This window comes from Chryseobacterium salivictor (assembly GCF_004359195.1).
Taxonomy (GTDB): Bacteria; Bacteroidota; Bacteroidia; order Flavobacteriales; family Weeksellaceae; genus Kaistella; species Kaistella salivictor.
In genome coordinates this window covers 134,783-151,889 of the sequence record NZ_CP037954.1, presented here as the reverse complement: position 1 = coordinate 151,889, position 17,107 = coordinate 134,783, and the positions used below count along the sequence as shown (strand labels likewise).

Sequence of the window (17,107 nt, the reverse complement as noted above, 5' to 3'; positions counted from 1 at the left end):
GTTTTATATCTGCTTTGTTTATTGTGGAATAATGATTGCTGCTTTTTGAACATAATAAAAATTACAAAATTTATTTAAAGTGAATTTTCAGTTGATTCTCTGTCAAAAAAAAAATGGTTCCGGTAACTTTAAAAAAGAATAAATATTTAAAGTAAAAAGGAGGTCATTATTTTTTAGAAAATCAGTTCAACGTAAATTTTAAAATTTCAAAAAATGAAAAATTCAAATGTAAAAACGGCTCTTGGAGCTTTCGCTGTACTAGGTTTGGTCATGGTAGCAAACAAAATGTATCAAAGAAGAAAAGCCATGAAAGCTATTCTTGAGGAATATGGAATCAAAGAAAAAACGGCTTTTGGTGTTGTTGACAAAATTCGGGAAATGGATGACGAAAAATATTTGGAAATGAAGAATAAAATTAAAAATCAATATGAGTCGGAATGCTGTAAAAAATGAAGTGAATCTTAAATCCCATCTCATTTCACACTAAATTATTGTAAGTGCAGAGAATTATTTCTTCTGCACTTTTTTGATCTTCTCTCTATGTTTTACCTTACGCAGATACTTATTATTACAGCAGATTTGATTTTTTTTGGAATAATTAATTTTTAAAATCCTTACTTTTGCTCACCAAATTACGTTTGGAAAACGTTTTTAAACTGGAATGAAAAATTACTATTATTTTCTCGGTGTTAAAGAAAATGCTTCAGAAGAAGACATCAAAAAAGCGTACCGTAAACTCTCTTTAAAATACCATCCCGATAAAAATCCCGATGATCATTTTTTCGAAACCCGTTTCATGGAAATTAAGGAAGCGTACGAAATGTTAATTGATGCTGAGAAACGCAGAATTTACGATGATAATCTAAGTCATCAGCAAAGAAGTTACCGGCCGAATCTTCCACCATCAATTAAATTTTTTTCGGCGAATAAAGTGAGGGTTCAAAAAGGGGAGGAAGTGATTATTTCGTGGCAGACTCAAAATGCAGATATTGTAAAAGTGTTGCCATTTGGCCTGCAGAAAGGATATGGCGAGAAAGTAATCCGAATCACGGAATTTCAGGACGGGAAATTTCAGTTGTTATTGCACGTGACCAATTCGCTGTTGAATAAAACGGTGGTGCAAGGAATTACAATCACCGAAATCTATGAGAATAAAAGCGAGGAATTTAGAAATGATGTCGAAAATCTATTTAAACCCGAAAACCCGACATCCATTAATCCGCATGGTATTCCGAGGTTGATCCGGATCATCATCGCACTCATTATGATGCTTATTGTCATTATCATATTGTGGGAGAATTTCTTTAATTAAAAAGAAATCCGATGGTTTTTTCTAAACCATTTTAAGCCGGCCGGGACATTTCTTACATCGTTTTCCTTTCTTAAATTTTTTACAGCAATTCTTTTTACCACAGGTTAATTCCTCTTTAATTTCGCTAAAGGGCATCAGTGGTGATACTTTAAAAGGGATAATTTGACCGTTCATGCTGCAAATATAAACCTAATTTAGAATAAATCAAAATAAGGAACGTGGAAATTTAAAAGTATTCTTCAGGCGATTAGAGTTTTTTTTCGCAATTAGAGTATTTTATCTTTTGTCTATAAGCAAAGCGGTCTATGATCTTAATTAAATGAGATTTATCAATTGTGGTAATGCGCAAAAATTTGTATTTTTACGAACCTTTATTTCAGAAAAAATCTAGTAAAAATATATGAATACCACACAATTTGTAAATCGTCACATTTCCTTGAATGAAGCCGATACACAAGCGATGTTAGAGAAAGTAGGCGTTGAAAGTATTGAAGAATTAATTGGTCAGACCATTCCGGATTCGATTCGATTGCAGAAAGAGCTCGATATTTCGGATCCACTTTCGGAGCAGGAAATGTTAGCGCATTCCAAAGAATTGGCTGCAAAAAACTTAATGTTCGATAACTATATCGGTTTCGGATATCACAACACTGTTTTGCCAAGTGTCATCCAACGCAATATTTTGGAAAATCCGTCCTGGTACACTGCTTATACGCCTTACCAGGCAGAAATTGCTCAAGGGAGATTGGAGGCATTATTAAATTTCCAGACGGTGGTTTGTGATTTGACCGGTTTTAAATTAGCGAATGCTTCCCTTTTAGATGAATCTACTGCTGCTGCCGAAGCCATGCACATGTTCTTTGAGAGCAGAACAAAAACACAGAAAAAAGCCGGAGCTCAAAAATTCTTCGTTTCAGATTTAGTATTCCCGCAAACGTTGGCTGTTTTGAAAACAAAAGCAGAAGGTTTAGGAATCGAGGTGATTGTTGGTGATCACCAAACGCATCAGTTCGACGGGTCTTTTTTTGGTGTTATTTTGCAGTATCCGGGGAAAAACGGAATGATTATCGACTATTCAGAAAACATTCAACAGTATAAAGAATTTGAATTACAAGTAGTTGTTGCCTGTGATCCGATGTCTTTGGTGAAACTGAAATCACCGGCAGATATGGGCGCAGATTGCGCAGTTGGAACGACCCAACGTTTCGGAATTCCGATGGGCTATGGTGGTCCTCACGCTGCATTTTTTGCCTGTAAAGACGAATACAAACGTGATCTTCCCGGCCGAATTATCGGAGTTTCTCAGGATGCTTACGGAAAGAGAGCTTTGAGAATGGCGCTTCAAACCAGAGAACAACATATTAAGAGAGAAAAAGCAACTTCTAATATCTGTACCGCACAGGTTCTTTTGGCGGTTATGGCTGGAATGTACGCTGTTTACCACGGCCCGAAAGGTTTGAATTTCATTGCTGACCAAATCCATTTCAAAGCGGTTGCTTTGCGAGACGGACTGGCAACTTTGGGTTATAAAGTGGTAGAAGGACCAATTTTCGATACCGTAAAATTCAGAATTAATGAAGACGATAAAAGTCGTTTAATGAGAATGATGCGTGACCGAAAAATCAACCTTAATTATTTCTCGGAAGGAATTGTAAGTGTTTCTTTAAACGAATCTTCTACGACGGCCAAAGTTCAGTATCTTTTTGATGCTTTTGCAGGATTTTTAGACAAACAAAGTTTCAAATTAACTTTTAAAGAAGAAGTTCAAATTCCACAGGAGTTTTTAAGAGCAGACGAAATTCTTAAAGAAGAAGTTTTCAACAGATACCATACGGAAACCGAATTAATGAGATACATCAAACGCTTGGAAAAAAAAGATCTTTCTTTGACGCAGTCAATGATTTCACTTGGTTCCTGTACGATGAAGCTGAATGCCGCAACCCAAATGTTACCGTTGTCGTGGGCAGAATGGGGAAGTGTTCATCCGTTTGTGCCCGTTGAACAAGCCGGAGGTTATCAAATCTTAATTAAAGAATTAGAAAAAGATTTAGCAGAAATCACAGGTTTTGCAGGAACATCTTTGCAGCCAAATTCTGGTGCGCAAGGCGAATATGCAGGGTTAATGGTGATTCGCGAATATCATAAATCCCGTGGCGAAGGTCACCGGAATATCGCTTTGATTCCACAATCCGCTCACGGAACAAATCCCGCGTCCGCAGTGCTTGCGGGCATGAAAGTAGTGGTGGTGAAAAATCTGGAAAGCGGTGAAATCGATTTCGAAGATTTAAAAGCAAAAGCCGAACTGCACAGTGAAAATCTCGCCGCAGTGATGATTACTTATCCGTCAACCTACGGTTTCTTTGATGATAATATCATTGAAATAACAGATTTAATTCATTCCCACGGTGGACAGATTTATATGGATGGTGCGAATATGAATGCACAGGTTGGTTACACGTCGCCTGGAAATATTGGTGCCGATGTTTGTCACCTGAACTTACACAAAACCTTTGCGATTCCTCACGGTGGCGGTGGTCCCGGAGTTGGCCCAATCTGTGTGGCAGAGCATTTGGTGAAATTTTTACCGAGCAATCCTAATATTAAAATCGGAACCAAAGAGTCTATTGACGCTATTTCCGGTGCGCCTTACGGCTCTTCTTTAGTGCTGAATATTTCTTACGCCTATATCAAAATGCTGGGAACGTTTGGTTTGAAAAAGGCGACCGGTCATGCGATTCTTAACGCCAACTATTTAAAAGAAGTTCTGGGCGAGCATTTCCCGGTACTTTATTCGAATGAGAAAGGCAGAGTTGCTCACGAATGTATCATCGATTTCCGCCAGTTTAAACCACTGGGAATTGAAGTTGCGGATATCGCAAAACGTTTGATGGATTACGGTTACCACGCTCCAACAGTAAGTTTCCCGGTTGCAGGAACTTTAATGATTGAACCAACTGAATCTGAAAGTAAATCTGAATTGGACCGTTTTGCAGAAGCATTAATTTCAATAAAAAGAGAGATTGATGAAATCGCAGAAGGAAAGTATGACACCGCAAACAATGTTTTGAAAAACGCGCCACATACAGAACAGGTCGTGATTTCAGATACATGGGACCGACCGTACAGCCGCGAAAAAGCTGCTTATCCATTGGATTGGGTTCGTGATCACAAATTCTTCGCGTCGGTTTCCCGTGTTGATGAAGCGTACGGCGACAGAAATCTGGTGTGTACCTGTGCACCGATTGAAAGTTATATGTAATTAAATAGAAATAAAAATAAAGAAGCCGTCTCATAACTATATGAAACGGCTTTTTTTATGGTTTTCTCACGGACTCCTGTTCGAGCATAGGGTTCAAATATTAGAATCTCTGAGGGTTAGTTGGAGTATTGAGACACTTTCTTTTTTATAGGTAAATTTTACAGAAATTGTTTTCACCACCTTAACCGGATCGTTCAATTTTCATTGATGTTTTTCGGTAGATGATTTAAATGTTCTTCGGGTCATAAAAGAAGATCAGTTTTTTATTGGCAGAATGAAAATCAGACCAGGAATCACAGTCTATTTCAAAACCCGCAACACCGCCAGTTGGGAAGATAAGCATATCATCAGACATGGTGTTGGCAAAATTCGAGATGCCGTTATTGTGAGAAAACATTGCGACCTTGTCCAAGTGGTCATCTAATCCCAGCGTGATATTTTCGAAATTAGTGTCGGATGCATTATACAGCTTCTGAATGGTCTCGATTTCAATATTATATTCTTTGTTGAAAATTTCACATGTTGAAAATGCCCGTAAAGCAGGACTGGTGAAGAATTTATCGATTTCAATGTTTTTTTCTTTCAGAAAATGAGACATTTTCTCGGCATCATGTATCCCTTTTTCAGCAAGTGGCCGGTCGAAATCTTCGGTGTTTTCAGGCCAGTCGCTTTTAGCATGGCGGACAAGAATCAGTGTTTTCATTTGGTTTTTTTTCGGAGACTAAAATTAAATAAAAAAAAGGAGAAGTGAGCTTACTTCCCCTTTTTTAAAGTGAAAAATTAAACATTTTTAAAAAATCAGTTAAAATTAATAATGACTTTCAGTGCTTTTTCTTTTGCGGCATTACCGAACACTTCATACGCACGGATCATGTCTTTGAAATCGAAACGGTGGGTAATGAGTTTCTCGGGTTGCAGTCTTTTGCTTTCTACATTTTTCAGAAGCATCGGTGTCGTATTGGTACAAACCAGTCCCATGGTAATGGTTACGTTTCTGATCCATAGTTCTTCGATATGCAGTTCCACAGGTTTTCCGTGTACGCCTACGTTAGCAAGGTGAGCACCGGGTTTCAGGATTTTCTGGCAAATGTCAAAAGTAGCCGGGATGCCCACCGCTTCTATGGCGACATCAACTCCCTGTTCGCCGACGATTTTTTTCACGGCTTCTACGGCATTACCGGCTCCGCTGTTGATAATATCGGTGGCACCAAAACTTTTTGAAAGTTCCAGTCTTTCCTGGTCCACATCAATCATAATGATTTTTGAAGGAGCAAAAAACTGTGCCGTAAGCAGTGCTGCAAATCCGATAGGTCCTGCACCAACGATAGCCACAGTATCGCCGGGACTTACTTTTCCGTTCAGTACACCGATTTCAAAACCGGTGGGTAAGATATCACTCAGCATCACTGCTCCTTCTTCATTTATATCTGGTGGCAGCGGATAAAGCGAATTGTCACCGTGAGGAATGCGTACATATTCCGCCTGGGTACCGTCGATTAAATGTCCTAAAATCCAGCCGCCATCAGAACAATGGGCATAGAGTTGTTTTTTGCAATTCGAGCATTTTCCACAGGAGGTAATGCAGGAAATCAATACTTTATCTCCTTTTTTGAAGCTGATGACGGAACTTCCGACTTCTTCTACAATACCAATTCCTTCATGTCCCAGGATTCTTCCCGGAGTTACTTCTGGAACATCGCCTTTTAAAATATGAAGGTCTGTTCCGCAAATGGTAGATTTTACCATTTTTACAATCACGTCGGTTGATTCTTTTATCACCGGCATCGGACAATCGACGAGGTCTTTTTGTCCGGGTCCTTTAAATACTAAAGCTTTCATAATGAATGTGATTATTAGTGAGGCATTTTTTGCCTTATTAAAGGTAGAAAGATTACCGGTGACTTTTCCTAAAAAAGAAATGATTTTAATCACTACTTTTTTAAATATTGTACGCAAAGACAAATATTTGTAAATTTGCACCCAATGTCACAAATCTTAGCAATTGATTATGGAAAAGCCCGGTGCGGTATTGCGGTCACCGATGATATGCAGATCATTGCCAGTGGTTTGGATACTGTTGCCACCAAAGATGTTTTTTTATTTTTAAAAAAGTATTTTAGTGAAAACAAGGTAGAGCAAATCGTAGTAGGCCTTCCCACTGATTTAAAAGGAAATTTAAACGAAGTGGAAGTTCATATTTTGAAGTTTATAGAAAAATTCAAAACCGAATTTCCGACCGTTGGAGTAGATCGTTTTGATGAACGTTTTACCTCGAAAATGGCTTCTTTTTTTATCTCACAAAGTGGGAAAACCAAGAAGAAAAGAGAAGAAAAAGGATTGATCGATAAAGTAAGTGCAACCCTGATATTGCAAAATTATTTAGAACAGAAACAGAAATGATATTACCGATAAGAGCATTTGGAGATGCTGTATTAAGAAAACATTGCCACGAAATCAACAAAGATTATCCGGAACTGAAATCTTTAGTGGACAATATGTTCGAAACCATGCACAGCGCAAACGGCATAGGTTTGGCAGCACCGCAAGTTGGTCTGGATATACGCCTTTTTGTAGTAGATGTTTCTCCGTTGGCAGAAGACGAGGATTATGCAGATATTGCCGATGAACTGAAGGATTTCAGAAAGGTTTTTATCAACGCAAAAATCCTGGAAGAAAGTGGCGAAGAATGGAAATTCAATGAAGGTTGCCTGTCAATTCCCGATGTGCGTGAGGATGTGAAAAGAAAAGAAACAATCCTGATCGAATATTATGACGAAAATTTCGTTAAACATACCGATACTTTTTCAGACATGAGAGCGCGTGTGATTCAACATGAATATGATCATATCGAAGGAATTCTGTTTACCGATCATTTGAGTTCATTAAAGAAAAAATTAGTAAAAGGGAAACTGATGAAGATTTCCCATGGAGATGTCTCCGTGACTTATAAAATGAGATTTCCGAAATAAATAATCCAGCTAAAAATCGGATCCAGTTAAAAATAAAATTCAAACAAATATTAAAAAAATGAAGTTAGAGAAAATAATATCAATTTCCGGGAAACCAGGACTTTACAAGTTGATTTCGCAGTTGAAAAACGGATTTATCATCGAAGATGTACTGACCAAGAAAAAAGTCAGTATTTCTAATTCTTCACAAGTAAGCTTGCTCGATAATATCGCGATGTTTACTAGTGACAATGAAGTTCCTTTGTTTGAAGTTTTCGAAAACTTGGCAAAAAACGAAGAGTATAAAGAAACGATTTCTCATAAATCTTCCGAAGAGGATTTGCGCGCGCTGATGTCTACATCGCTGCCCAATTATGACAAGGAAAGAGTATATGTTTCCGACATCAAAAAATTGGCTCAGTGGTATAACATCCTTCACAAAGCGGGATATATTACGCCGGAAAGTTTTGTTAAACCAGAGGCAGCGGCCGAAGAAGAACCTGCAATCGCAGAAAAAAAGGAAACTAAAAAAGCAGCTCCAAAAACAGAGAAAGCAACTACTCCGAAAGCAAAAGCTTCTACTTCATCAGCCAAATCAGCGCCGAAAAGTACACACCGAAAAATGGGGTAAAACAGCCGCAATCTGTAATCAGCATATTGCAATAATTTTTTCCATTACAATAAATCTGCTTCGACAAGGAATTAAATTTTTGTCGAAGTTTTTTTATTTAAACTAAATTTGCATTCAACATTCAACATCCAACTGCCAATCCCTGAATAGTGTTGACTTGTTTTTATATAATTATTTTCATGGTCGTTGTTGAATGTGGCTGTTAAAATGTGGGTAAATTTTAAGTGCAATCATTTCTAAATTTATCCATATTTTAATAGCTTTCCACATTGGGTAACCTCTTTTTTTTTACGGCTCATTATTATCATAGATGGTGATAATGGGTTGGGATGAAAATCCCTTTTCCTGCCATCTTCTTTCAAATTCTACAGGCGATAACCGGCCAAGGTTATTGTGTGGTCGGCGGTTATTATATTGATTAACCGCTCGCTTTGTAAATTTCTTCAACTGTTCAAAGTTCATGGGTTTCCATCGATCCAGATATTCTTCTTTTATGGTCTTGTTTATCCGCTCTGCATATGCATTATCCTGTGCGGACAAGGCCATGCTTATCTGGGTAGCCCCTTCTTTCAGCAACTTGACATATTCTTTATAAATGTATTGCCCTCCTCTGTCCGAGTGATGGATTTTAGGAAAACAATGGTCTCTTACCGCCATTTTCAAGGCTTCTACATTCGCGGTTGCCCTCATATTATTGGATATTTTGTATCCTGTAATCTTTTTCGTGTATACATCAATGATGAAAACTGCGTAATAAAACCTATCGTTAACGTAAATATACGTAATATCCGACTGCCAGATGGTGTTAGGTGCATTTACCTCCATACCTTTGATAAGATTGGGATATTCACAGGCGACGGAATGGGTCGTTTTGCGGTAATTCTTCTTGTGCTCCAGCCTGAAGCCCAATTCCATAAAAAGTTCTATGAAGCGGTCTCTGCCCATGAATTCAGGCTTTAAGGCATAATACATTTTCTCTACTCCGCATCCTGGGTGCTCATTCCGTAGTTCGTGGGCTTCCAACATGAGAACACGTACTTTTTCATCAAAAATATTCTGTCGATACTCAAATTGTTGCACCGCCTGCCTGCTGATCCCTACTGCCCGATATAAAGCATTCAGGGGGAATTCTTTTTCTTCGGAATGTTGCCTGAACCAACAGAGCGTTGGTTGCCGTAATTTTTTTTTATGTCAATGTCCAGATCTTCCTTGGCTATATCAATCATTTTTTCCAGATAATCGATCATAATCTGCTTTTGACCGACGGCTTGCTCAAGCTCTTTAATCTTCTGCTCCAGTTCTTTTAGCTTATGTACACTGCTTTCTTTCATTTCTACAACTCTAATTCCTTTCTCGTTAAAGGTAGAAAATTTATAGATCCAGTTATAAATTGCCGAATCCGAAACTCCATAAAGTTTTTCAAGCTGTAATACACTGAATTTTCCTCTCTCAAATAGAGAGACGATCTCCCTCTTAAATTCCTCACTGAAAACCCGATGCTTCTGCAGTTTCTTAATGTTTGCTTTCATATTTGTTGACTTATTTATGTCAACCTATATCAGGGACGGACAAACATCCAACATCCAACATCCAACATCCAACATCCAACATCCATCATCTAACATCCAACACTCAACATGAACTCCAGAGCAGAACAATTAGCCGCTTTTGACCGCTTACTCGATATCATGAATGATCTGCGCGAAAAATGTCCGTGGGATCAGAAACAGACTTTGCAGACTCTTCGGCACTTGACTTTGGAAGAAGTCTATGAACTTTCTGATGCTTTGCTGGAAGAGGATTTGCCGGAGATCAAAAAGGAGTTGGGAGATGTTTTACTTCACCTGGTTTTTTATGCAAAAATAGGATCTGAGAAAGGAAGTTTTGATATCGCAGATGTCATTAATTCTTTAAATGAAAAACTTATTTTTCGCCATCCTCATATTTATGGTAATATTGAGGTGAAGGATGAAGAAGAAGTGAAACAAAACTGGGAAAAACTGAAACTGAAAGAAGGCAACAAATCCGTACTTTCTGGCGTGACGAAAGGAACTCCGAGTTTGATAAAAGCGTACCGGATTCAGGATAAAGTAAAAGGAATCGGTTTTGAATTTGCCAACGCCGAAGATGCCTGGAAAAAAGTAGATGAGGAACTTGCGGAATTCCACGCCGAAACCGATCTGGATAAAAAAGAATCAGAGTTGGGTGATGTTTTTTTCTCGCTCATTAATTACGCCAGAATTTTAGGTATCAATCCTGATTCGGCTTTAGAAAGAACCAATAATAAATTCATCGGCAGATTTCAGAAAATGGAGAATCTGGCACTCGCAAAAAATATCAGTTTAGCAGATTTAAGTCTGGAGCAAATGGATGAACTTTGGGAAGAAGCTAAACTATTGGGTCAATAGGCTGCACTGAACTGATATTCAGGAAAAATTAAAAAAACCTTCAGAGTTTTCTGAAGGTTTATATGAAATTATTTAATTAAAATACTGATGGTATCCCTCCATCGATTCTTTGAGCTCGCCAACGATGTGATTGGCTTCTTCTCGGTTTTCAGCTTTTTTCAGTTTTTCTATTTCTTTCATGTGAGGAGCAAGCCAGGCGTGGAGCATCTCGTGAGGTCTTCCTGTCATCGTGCAGCTTTTCACAAGATTATCGTTTGTGGCACTCAGGTGAGCCGCCAACATTTTATAGTCACTGTTTTCCGGTTGGTACGCATTAAGCTGGGTTTCCATCTCGGAGATGAAAGGTTTCATTTCTGCATTCGCAGCCCATTTTGCGCCGTTGTTTAATTCCAGTTTTACATGATCGTCATGGTCATCAGATTTTTCCTTATTTTCTGTTGCATGTTCGTCAGCAGCGGATTGCTCTGTCGCTGTTTTCTCCTGGTGTACGCTTTCCTCCTGTTTCTTCTCACAGGAAATTACGATTGCTAATCCGAGGATTGCAGATACAAATAGTTTTTTCATTTTTTTGAAATTTTCGTTATGATGTATAAAAATAGTGCGGATACTAAAATTCTGAAAGCCATCGCTCCCACCGTTTTTGTTTCAAATATTCCCCCATTATTAATGTGAATAAATAAGCCGATATAAGCCAAAACCAGAATTATTAATGAAATGATTAAAGGGACTTTTGCCCAAATTTTATTTTTGAAAATGGCATAGGCAGTAATCAAATAAAGCATTCCACAAAGCCAGTTCGCCCAAACGATGAACGGAACGAAATTGCCTTCTTTTGCTCTAATCCCAAACCAGTCAAATAAGACCGAACTGCTCATGAAAAGTGTCAGAAATCCGAACAGGAGAAGGAAGATGAGGAGTATTGTTTTTTTCATAATTGTAAATACATAAATATACGTTTAATAATTGATGTTCTTTAATTAAAGAACTTATAATCAGTCTGAAACACAAGAAATCAATATTTTATTTTAAGGAATTAAGAGGATTAAGAAAGGTGTTTTTCGCCGCTTTTGTCTGAACACTTTTGTCATAAACTTAATTTTTTTAATACCTTTATTATTCCTAATGCTTAAGTTCTCTATTTCTAATTCGTTTTTCTATACCGCAATACCGCCCACGAAATGACAACGATTGCCAATCCGCTGATAAATCCAAAATGAGGCAGCAAATCTTTGAAACTGCTGTTTTTGAGTATAATCATACGGATCGCTTCTACGCCGTAAGTTACCGGATTGGCGTAGGCGATATATTTTGCCCAGTCGGTCATGCTTTCTACGGGCGTAAATAGTCCACTCATCAGAATGAAAATCATCATAAAGAAAAAGACGACAAACATCGATTGTTGCTGCGTTTCACTGTAAACAGAAACCAAAAGCCCCAGTCCTAAAATGGCGATGAGATAAACCGCAACAAAACCGTACAGCAGCAGAAAACTTCCCTGCATCTGAATTCCGTACACCAAGATGGTCACCAAAAGTCCGATAGTAAACGCCAGCATTGAGAGTAACCAAAAAGGAATGAGCTTGCCCATAATAAAATCTGCTTTCGTAACAGGCGATACATTAATCTGTTCGATCGTTCCGTTTTCTTTTTCCTGAACAATGTTTAGCGCTGTCAGATAGCCGGAAATTAAAGTAATCAGAAACGCTAAAATTCCCGGTACCAAAGACAGTCTGTAATTGTAATTTTCATTAAACCAGAATTGGGGAACGATTTCCAAACCCGATGTTTTTGTGATGTTTTCGGTTTCCGGTGCGAGTTCTACCTGGATCTGCCGGTTGTAATTCTGTAGAATCTGCGCAAGATAACTGGCAGAAAGTCCTGCCTTTGTCCCATTGATGGCGTTGATGGCGAGCAGTACTTTTTCGTTGTTTTCACGAACCAGATTTTTTTCGAAATTGTTGGGGATTTCTAAAATCAAATCGACTTTATCTTTTTCAATTTCCTGATAAGCCTGCGGATAACTTTCACCGTAATTGATGATTTCAAAATACCCTGAAGCGGTAATCTTCCGGATAAGTTCTCTTGAAAAAGTGGATTTGTCGTGATCGACGACTGCAATTTTTATATTTTTGATTTCATAGCTCGCTGCCAAAGGAAGAATCACCAACTGAATAACCGGCATCACAAAAATCACGGCCAGGATTGCTTTGTTCCTGAAAATCTGCAGGAATTCTTTTTTGATTAATATGCCTAAAGTTCTGAACATTTTTTGTCTGTTATCTTTTATCTGTCAACGAAGTGGTCCCTAATCTTTTTTCTATTTTAATCATACTTTTTAATTTATAACAAATCTGCAGCCCGACTTGAACGGAGCTCTTTTTGCCTGGACCTTTTTTTCTTTTAATAATATTCTTACGAAGGCAAAAAAGCGGGAGTGGAAGGCGGAAATGTCTGCCCAAAAAAACAGGCTTATTTTATTCAACCATTATTCGAGTCTTACCTTAAATTTTTTCACTGCGATGACGAACAAGAGCGCCATCATTGCGAAAAGGATTAGTGTCTGTTTCCAGATGACTTCCAGGCCGGTGCCTTTGATCATCACGTTTTTTACGATTTCATAATACCATTTTGCCGGGATGAGGTTGCTGATGAGTTGCAGCGGAACCGGCATGTTTTCGATGGGGAACATAAAGCCACTCAGCATTAACGTGGGAAGCATTGTTCCCACGAGGGAAATCAGCATGGCGACCTGTTGTGTATCGGTTAAAATTGAAATTAAAATCCCGAGTAAAAGATTGGTGATAATGAATATCGTACTGATCAGAAAAAGCAGGATCAGGTTTCCTTTGATAGGTAAATCGAGTAGGGTCACACTTAAAATCATGATGGAAATAAGAATAACCATCGACAATATAAAGTACGGAATCGCCTTGGCCAGAATGATGGTGGATGGCTTCATGGGTGATACCAAAAGAACCTCCATGGTTCCCGATTCTTTTTCGCGTACGATGGCAACGGCAGTCATTAATACGCAGATAATGAGAAGAATTAAAGCCATGACGCCGGGAACGAAATTGGGCGCCCCTTTGAGTTGAGGATTGTAGAGCATCCTTATTTCAGGCTGCACACCGGAAAAGCTCTGTAAAGTTCGCTGTCCGTAATAATCCATTAAAATATTGGACATGAAATTGTAAATCTGATTGGCGAAATTGATGTCGGTTCCGTCGGTAATCAGCTGGAGCTGTATTTTTTTTCCTAAGATTAAATTTTCTGTAAACTGCTGCGGAATCACCAGAATCATTTTTATTTCTCCACCTTTAAAAGAATTTTCGGCCTGATTGATGGATTTCAAATTTTTATCGACATCGAAATATTGGTTGGCATTTATTTTTGAGATCAGCTCGGCGGAGATTTGGGTCTTATCCTGATCGAGAATGCCGATTTTTGTGTTTTTAACCTCCGTACTTAGGGCAAAACCGAAAAGCAGAACCTGCACGACCGGCATCCCGAAAAGAATGAGCAAAGTTCTTTTATCACGCAAAACATGATAGAATTCCTTTTGTACAAATATGAGGAGTTGTTTCATTTTTAAAGTGCTTTCTTATTCAGTCCTTTTCGCGCCTCGCGCCAGTTCATAAAAGACGTCATCCATGGTTACTGCATTAAACTGTTTTTTCAGATTGGATGGCGTATTCAGTGCGGCAATTTTTCCATCAACCATGATTGAGACGCGGTCGCAATATTCTGCTTCATCCATATAATGGGTGGTGACGAAAATGGTGATTCCACGGTCAGCTGCGTCATAAATCATGCTCCAGAACTGTCTCCGCGTTACAGGATCAACGCCACCTGTAGGTTCATCTAAAAACACGATTTCTGGTTGGTGAAAGATGGCGACAGAGAATGCCAGTTTCTGTTTCCAACCTAACGGAAGTTGAGAAACCAGTTTGTTTTTCTCTTGTTCTAAGCCCAGTTCTTTGATGAGTTCTGCACTTTTTGTTTTCAGTTCTTTTCTGGGGATTCCATAAATTCCTCCGAAAAACTCCAGATTTTCTTTGACGGTCAGATTGCCGTAGAGTGAAAATTTCTGGCTCATATAGCCGATATTTCTTTTGATCTTTTCTGTTTCGTGATAGACATCAAAACCTGCCACGCTGGCGTTTCCGAAAGTCGGAACAGAAAGCCCGCAGAACATTTTCATCGCCGTTGTTTTTCCGGCACCGTTCGCTCCGAGGAAACCAAAAATCTCTCCTTTTTTCACTTCAAAACTGATGTGGTCAACCGCCACAAAATCGCCAAAAGATTTGGTGATATTTTCTGCAGTGATGGCGATATTTGGATTTTGAGTATTCATTTTAATGATTTTCCTGAGAAAGCAATTGTATGAAACTGTCTTCTGTATTTGCTTTTATGGCTTTGACTTCTATATTTTCAAAACCTTTATTTTTTAAAAATTGATGAATGGAACCGATTTCGAATTTGCTGTTTTGATCTGCGCTTAAATGCACGAATTCACCAAATGCATAGGCGTTTTTTTTCTGTTCGAAATTTTCCAGCGCTTTTAAAACTTTAGAAGTCCGGCCGGCTTTTACTTCAAATAATAAGTCGGGGTAGGAATTGCTGAGGTTTTCAGGCGTTGCAATGGACAGGATTTTTCCGTTTTGCATTAAAGCGATTCGATCGCAGAGTGAAGCTTCGTCCATATAAGGCGTGGCGACAACCATGGTGATTCCCTGCGTTTGTAGACGTTTGAGCATTTCCCAGAATTCCTTCCGGGAAACGGGATCTACACCGGTGGTCGGTTCATCGAGAAATAAAACTTTCGGTTTGTGAATTAAAGCACAACATAAGGCGAGTTTCTGTTTCATTCCGCCTGATAATTGTCCGGCTCTCCGGGTTTTAAAAGGTTCAATCTGAATATAAATATCTTTGATTAAACCGTAGTTTTCTTCGATGGTTGAATTGAAAACGCTGGCGAAAAATTTCAGATTTTCTTCGACGGTTAGATCCTGATAAAGCGAAAATTTCCCCGGCATATATCCCAGGATATTCCTTATGTTTTTATAATCTTTGACCATGTCAAAATCCTCAATCGTTGCAGAGCCGGAATTGGGCAAAAGAAGCGTGGTCAGCATTCTGAATATGGAAGTTTTGCCGGCACCATCTGGACCGATCAATCCGAATATTTCGCCGTGGTCAACACCGAAACTCACGTCATCCACCGCAAGGACTTTTTCTTTGTCTTTGCCGTAGGTTTTTACGAGGTTGTGGACGGTGATTGATTTCATGAAGATGGATGCTAGGTGTTTGGTGCTGGATGTTGGATTTTTGTTGCTGGTTGTGGAATTATATATAGTTTTTTTAACCGCAAAAGAGACAAAAGTTAACTATATATTTCAGTGAACCAAAAGAGGATAAAAGGATATGCTTAAAACCTCTCTGCTTTTGTGAACTTTATTATTGAGTTTTTCCATACAGCTTTTGTGACTTTGTGGTTAATACTTACAACGTTTTTTTGTTTTAGTTTTTAAAATTTCACGTCGGCGTACATTCCGATTTTCAGATAACCATCATTTTTTACATGAATCTTTACGGCATAAACCAAGTTCGCTCTTTCGTTTTTGGTTTGAATGGTTTTCGGTGTGAATTCGGCTTTGGAACTAATCCAGTAAACGGTTCCGGGAACTTCGCTGGTTTTTCCGTCGCCTTTGTCAAGCAAAACTTTCACTTGCTGACCGGTTTTTATTTTCGGCAACTGATCGCCGGTGATAAATATTTTTAAAGTCATCAGGTCGAGACCGGCCATTTTGAAAATTGGTTTTCCCACCGTGGCAAACTCACCTTCACTGGAATATTTCGTCAGCACCATTCCGGAAATGGGACTTACAATGGTGTTGTTTTTCAGCAGTTCATCGATCTGTTCCACTTTTTTTTCTGTCGGTTTTCTTTCACTTAAAACTGCTCTGTTTTGAATGGCAACATTTTCTTTTGCGGCAGAAATCTGCTGGGTGAGCGTTTTCAGTTGAGTTTGTGCTGCCAAAATTTGTTTTTGAATAACATCGATGAGCCCGTTTGTATCGTCGAGTTGTTTTCTGGTTGCCGCATCTTCACGGACGAGATTCGCTGTTCTGTTGCGTTCTCTGACTGCATTTTGCAACTGTTCCTTTAATACCGAAATACTGGCATTTTGAGAATGATACTGCGACTGTAAAACCTGAATCTGAGGAATTGCCGAATTGGTTTTTTGCCCGATTGCATCGAGACTTGCGATAACCTGCTCTTTCTGTAATTCGACCGTTTTCGGATCGATTTCTCCAACGTTTTGATTTTGGGTAAGTTCTTGGCCTTCTTCCACATTCAGTCGGGTGATGGTGCCGTTGGCTTTGGCGCTGACCATGACTTCATCGGCCTCGAAAGTGCCCGAAGCATCGTAATGACGATCTGCATTCCTGCAGGAAAAGAGCATGAGAGCAGTTATTAAGAAAATATATTTTTTCATGAGAAGTTTTTTGATTTTTAAAGAAAATTGCCGGTCATTTTAGAACTCAA

Annotated in this window: 18 protein-coding genes; 7 read left to right on the top strand and 11 right to left on the bottom strand. The window is 38.7% G+C overall.

Annotated elements, in window-relative coordinates:
* Positions 1–213 precede the first annotated feature (213 nt).
* The 3 genes from NBC122_RS00740 to gcvP all read left to right on the top strand — a co-directional run bounded on the left by NBC122_RS00740 (position 214) and on the right by gcvP (position 4,571).
* Positions 214–453: a hypothetical protein gene (locus NBC122_RS00740; RefSeq protein WP_133438545.1), complete on the top strand. Its 240-nt coding sequence runs from the start codon at positions 214–216 to the stop codon at positions 451–453.
* A gap of 208 nt (positions 454–661) precedes the next feature.
* Entirely contained in the window at positions 662–1,312 is a 651-nt protein-coding gene (locus NBC122_RS00735; RefSeq protein ID WP_133438544.1) for a DnaJ domain-containing protein, read from the top strand.
* Between the two features lie 400 nt (positions 1,313–1,712).
* Positions 1,713–4,571 carry an aminomethyl-transferring glycine dehydrogenase gene (gcvP, locus tag NBC122_RS00730; protein WP_133438543.1) on the top strand — a complete coding sequence of 953 codons (2,859 nt, stop codon included), beginning with the start codon at positions 1,713–1,715 and terminating at the stop codon, positions 4,569–4,571.
* A gap of 226 nt (positions 4,572–4,797) precedes the next feature.
* Here gcvP and NBC122_RS00725 read toward each other — a convergent pair whose 3' ends face one another.
* A complete protein-coding gene (locus NBC122_RS00725; RefSeq protein ID WP_133438542.1) occupies positions 4,798–5,274 on the bottom strand; it encodes a SixA phosphatase family protein in 477 nt (158 codons plus the stop codon).
* A 95-nt stretch (positions 5,275–5,369) separates the two neighbouring features.
* Positions 5,370–6,410: a zinc-dependent alcohol dehydrogenase family protein gene (locus tag NBC122_RS00720; protein ID WP_133438541.1), complete on the bottom strand. Its 1,041-nt coding sequence runs from the start codon at positions 6,408–6,410 to the stop codon at positions 5,370–5,372.
* A 144-nt stretch (positions 6,411–6,554) separates the two neighbouring features.
* Here NBC122_RS00720 and ruvX point away from each other — a divergent pair, with 144 nt between their 5' ends.
* The 3 genes from ruvX to NBC122_RS00705 are packed head-to-tail and all read left to right on the top strand — an operon-like array spanning position 6,555 to position 8,150.
* Positions 6,555–6,971 carry a Holliday junction resolvase RuvX gene (ruvX, locus tag NBC122_RS00715; RefSeq protein ID WP_133438540.1) on the top strand — a complete coding sequence of 139 codons (417 nt, stop codon included), beginning with the start codon at positions 6,555–6,557 and terminating at the stop codon, positions 6,969–6,971.
* On the top strand, positions 6,968–7,540 hold the full coding sequence (def, locus tag NBC122_RS00710; protein WP_133438539.1) for a peptide deformylase: 573 nt from the start codon (positions 6,968–6,970) through the stop codon (positions 7,538–7,540). The genes ruvX and def overlap by 4 nt, the downstream gene beginning before the upstream one ends.
* A 58-nt stretch (positions 7,541–7,598) precedes the next feature.
* Positions 7,599–8,150, top strand: coding sequence for a DUF5606 family protein (locus tag NBC122_RS00705; RefSeq protein WP_133438538.1), 552 nt, complete (start codon positions 7,599–7,601; stop codon positions 8,148–8,150).
* Between the two features lie 288 nt (positions 8,151–8,438).
* Here the strand turns inward: NBC122_RS00705 and NBC122_RS00700 are convergent, their stop codons facing one another.
* Together NBC122_RS00700 and NBC122_RS00695 are read right to left on the bottom strand one after the other, a co-directional pair.
* Positions 8,439–9,245, bottom strand: coding sequence for an IS3 family transposase (locus tag NBC122_RS00700; protein WP_246012477.1), 807 nt, complete (start codon positions 9,243–9,245; stop codon positions 8,439–8,441).
* Between the two features lie 23 nt (positions 9,246–9,268).
* Complete coding sequence (locus tag NBC122_RS00695; RefSeq protein WP_133438536.1) at positions 9,269–9,679, bottom strand: transposase; 411 nt, start codon at positions 9,677–9,679, stop codon at positions 9,269–9,271.
* Between the two features lie 108 nt (positions 9,680–9,787).
* Between NBC122_RS00695 and mazG the strand changes: the two genes are divergently transcribed.
* Positions 9,788–10,558, top strand: a complete 771-nt coding sequence (gene mazG, locus NBC122_RS00690) for a nucleoside triphosphate pyrophosphohydrolase (protein ID WP_133438535.1) — start codon at positions 9,788–9,790, stop codon at positions 10,556–10,558.
* 72 nt (positions 10,559–10,630) lie between these two features.
* Here the strand turns inward: mazG and NBC122_RS00685 are convergent, their stop codons facing one another.
* From NBC122_RS00685 to NBC122_RS00655, 7 genes are all read right to left on the bottom strand, one after another.
* Positions 10,631–11,122 (bottom strand): hypothetical protein, encoded by a 492-nt coding sequence (locus NBC122_RS00685; protein ID WP_133438534.1) that lies wholly within the window; start codon positions 11,120–11,122, stop codon positions 10,631–10,633.
* Positions 11,119–11,490 (bottom strand): hypothetical protein, encoded by a 372-nt coding sequence (locus tag NBC122_RS00680; protein ID WP_133438533.1) that lies wholly within the window; start codon positions 11,488–11,490, stop codon positions 11,119–11,121. Before NBC122_RS00680 ends, NBC122_RS00685 begins: the two co-directional genes overlap by 4 nt.
* Before the next feature lie 209 nt (positions 11,491–11,699).
* The gene (locus tag NBC122_RS00675) at positions 11,700–12,824 is read right to left on the bottom strand and encodes an ABC transporter permease (protein ID WP_133438532.1); all 1,125 of its coding nucleotides are present in this window, start codon (positions 12,822–12,824) and stop codon (positions 11,700–11,702) included.
* Between the two features lie 219 nt (positions 12,825–13,043).
* Entirely contained in the window at positions 13,044–14,144 is a 1,101-nt protein-coding gene (locus tag NBC122_RS00670) for an ABC transporter permease (protein WP_133438531.1), read from the bottom strand.
* A 15-nt stretch (positions 14,145–14,159) separates the two neighbouring features.
* Complete coding sequence (locus NBC122_RS00665) at positions 14,160–14,912, bottom strand: ABC transporter ATP-binding protein (protein ID WP_133438530.1); 753 nt, start codon at positions 14,910–14,912, stop codon at positions 14,160–14,162.
* Position 14,913: 1 nt separating this feature from the next.
* Complete coding sequence (locus tag NBC122_RS00660) at positions 14,914–15,846, bottom strand: ABC transporter ATP-binding protein (protein WP_133438529.1); 933 nt, start codon at positions 15,844–15,846, stop codon at positions 14,914–14,916.
* 239 nt (positions 15,847–16,085) lie between these two features.
* Positions 16,086–17,057: an HlyD family secretion protein gene (locus NBC122_RS00655; protein ID WP_133438528.1), complete on the bottom strand. Its 972-nt coding sequence runs from the start codon at positions 17,055–17,057 to the stop codon at positions 16,086–16,088.
* Positions 17,058–17,107: the final 50 nt, after the last annotated feature.

Excerpts from the sequence above, each read along its gene's own strand:
- NBC122_RS00705 (WP_133438538.1), top strand. The coding sequence starts at position 7,599 with ATGAAGTTAGAGAAAATAATATCAATTTCCGGGAAACCAGGACTTTAC.
- NBC122_RS00685 (WP_133438534.1), bottom strand. The coding sequence starts at position 11,122 with ATGAAAAAACTATTTGTATCTGCAATCCTCGGATTAGCAATCGTAATT.
- NBC122_RS00665 (WP_133438530.1), bottom strand. The coding sequence starts at position 14,912 with ATGAATACTCAAAATCCAAATATCGCCATCACTGCAGAAAATATCACC.
- NBC122_RS00725 (WP_133438542.1), bottom strand. The coding sequence starts at position 5,274 with ATGAAAACACTGATTCTTGTCCGCCATGCTAAAAGCGACTGGCCTGAA.
- NBC122_RS00670 (WP_133438531.1), bottom strand. The coding sequence starts at position 14,144 with ATGAAACAACTCCTCATATTTGTACAAAAGGAATTCTATCATGTTTTG.
- NBC122_RS00675 (WP_133438532.1), bottom strand. The coding sequence starts at position 12,824 with ATGTTCAGAACTTTAGGCATATTAATCAAAAAAGAATTCCTGCAGATT.
- ruvX (WP_133438540.1), top strand. The coding sequence starts at position 6,555 with ATGTCACAAATCTTAGCAATTGATTATGGAAAAGCCCGGTGCGGTATT.
- NBC122_RS00695 (WP_133438536.1), bottom strand. The coding sequence starts at position 9,679 with ATGAAAGCAAACATTAAGAAACTGCAGAAGCATCGGGTTTTCAGTGAG.
- NBC122_RS00720 (WP_133438541.1), bottom strand. The coding sequence starts at position 6,410 with ATGAAAGCTTTAGTATTTAAAGGACCCGGACAAAAAGACCTCGTCGAT.
- NBC122_RS00660 (WP_133438529.1), bottom strand. The coding sequence starts at position 15,846 with ATGAAATCAATCACCGTCCACAACCTCGTAAAAACCTACGGCAAAGAC.
- NBC122_RS00735 (WP_133438544.1), top strand. The coding sequence starts at position 662 with ATGAAAAATTACTATTATTTTCTCGGTGTTAAAGAAAATGCTTCAGAA.
- gcvP (WP_133438543.1), top strand. The coding sequence starts at position 1,713 with ATGAATACCACACAATTTGTAAATCGTCACATTTCCTTGAATGAAGCC.
- NBC122_RS00680 (WP_133438533.1), bottom strand. The coding sequence starts at position 11,490 with ATGAAAAAAACAATACTCCTCATCTTCCTTCTCCTGTTCGGATTTCTG.
- NBC122_RS00740 (WP_133438545.1), top strand. The coding sequence starts at position 214 with ATGAAAAATTCAAATGTAAAAACGGCTCTTGGAGCTTTCGCTGTACTA.
- NBC122_RS00655 (WP_133438528.1), bottom strand. The coding sequence starts at position 17,057 with ATGAAAAAATATATTTTCTTAATAACTGCTCTCATGCTCTTTTCCTGC.
- def (WP_133438539.1), top strand. The coding sequence starts at position 6,968 with ATGATATTACCGATAAGAGCATTTGGAGATGCTGTATTAAGAAAACAT.
- mazG (WP_133438535.1), top strand. The coding sequence starts at position 9,788 with ATGAACTCCAGAGCAGAACAATTAGCCGCTTTTGACCGCTTACTCGAT.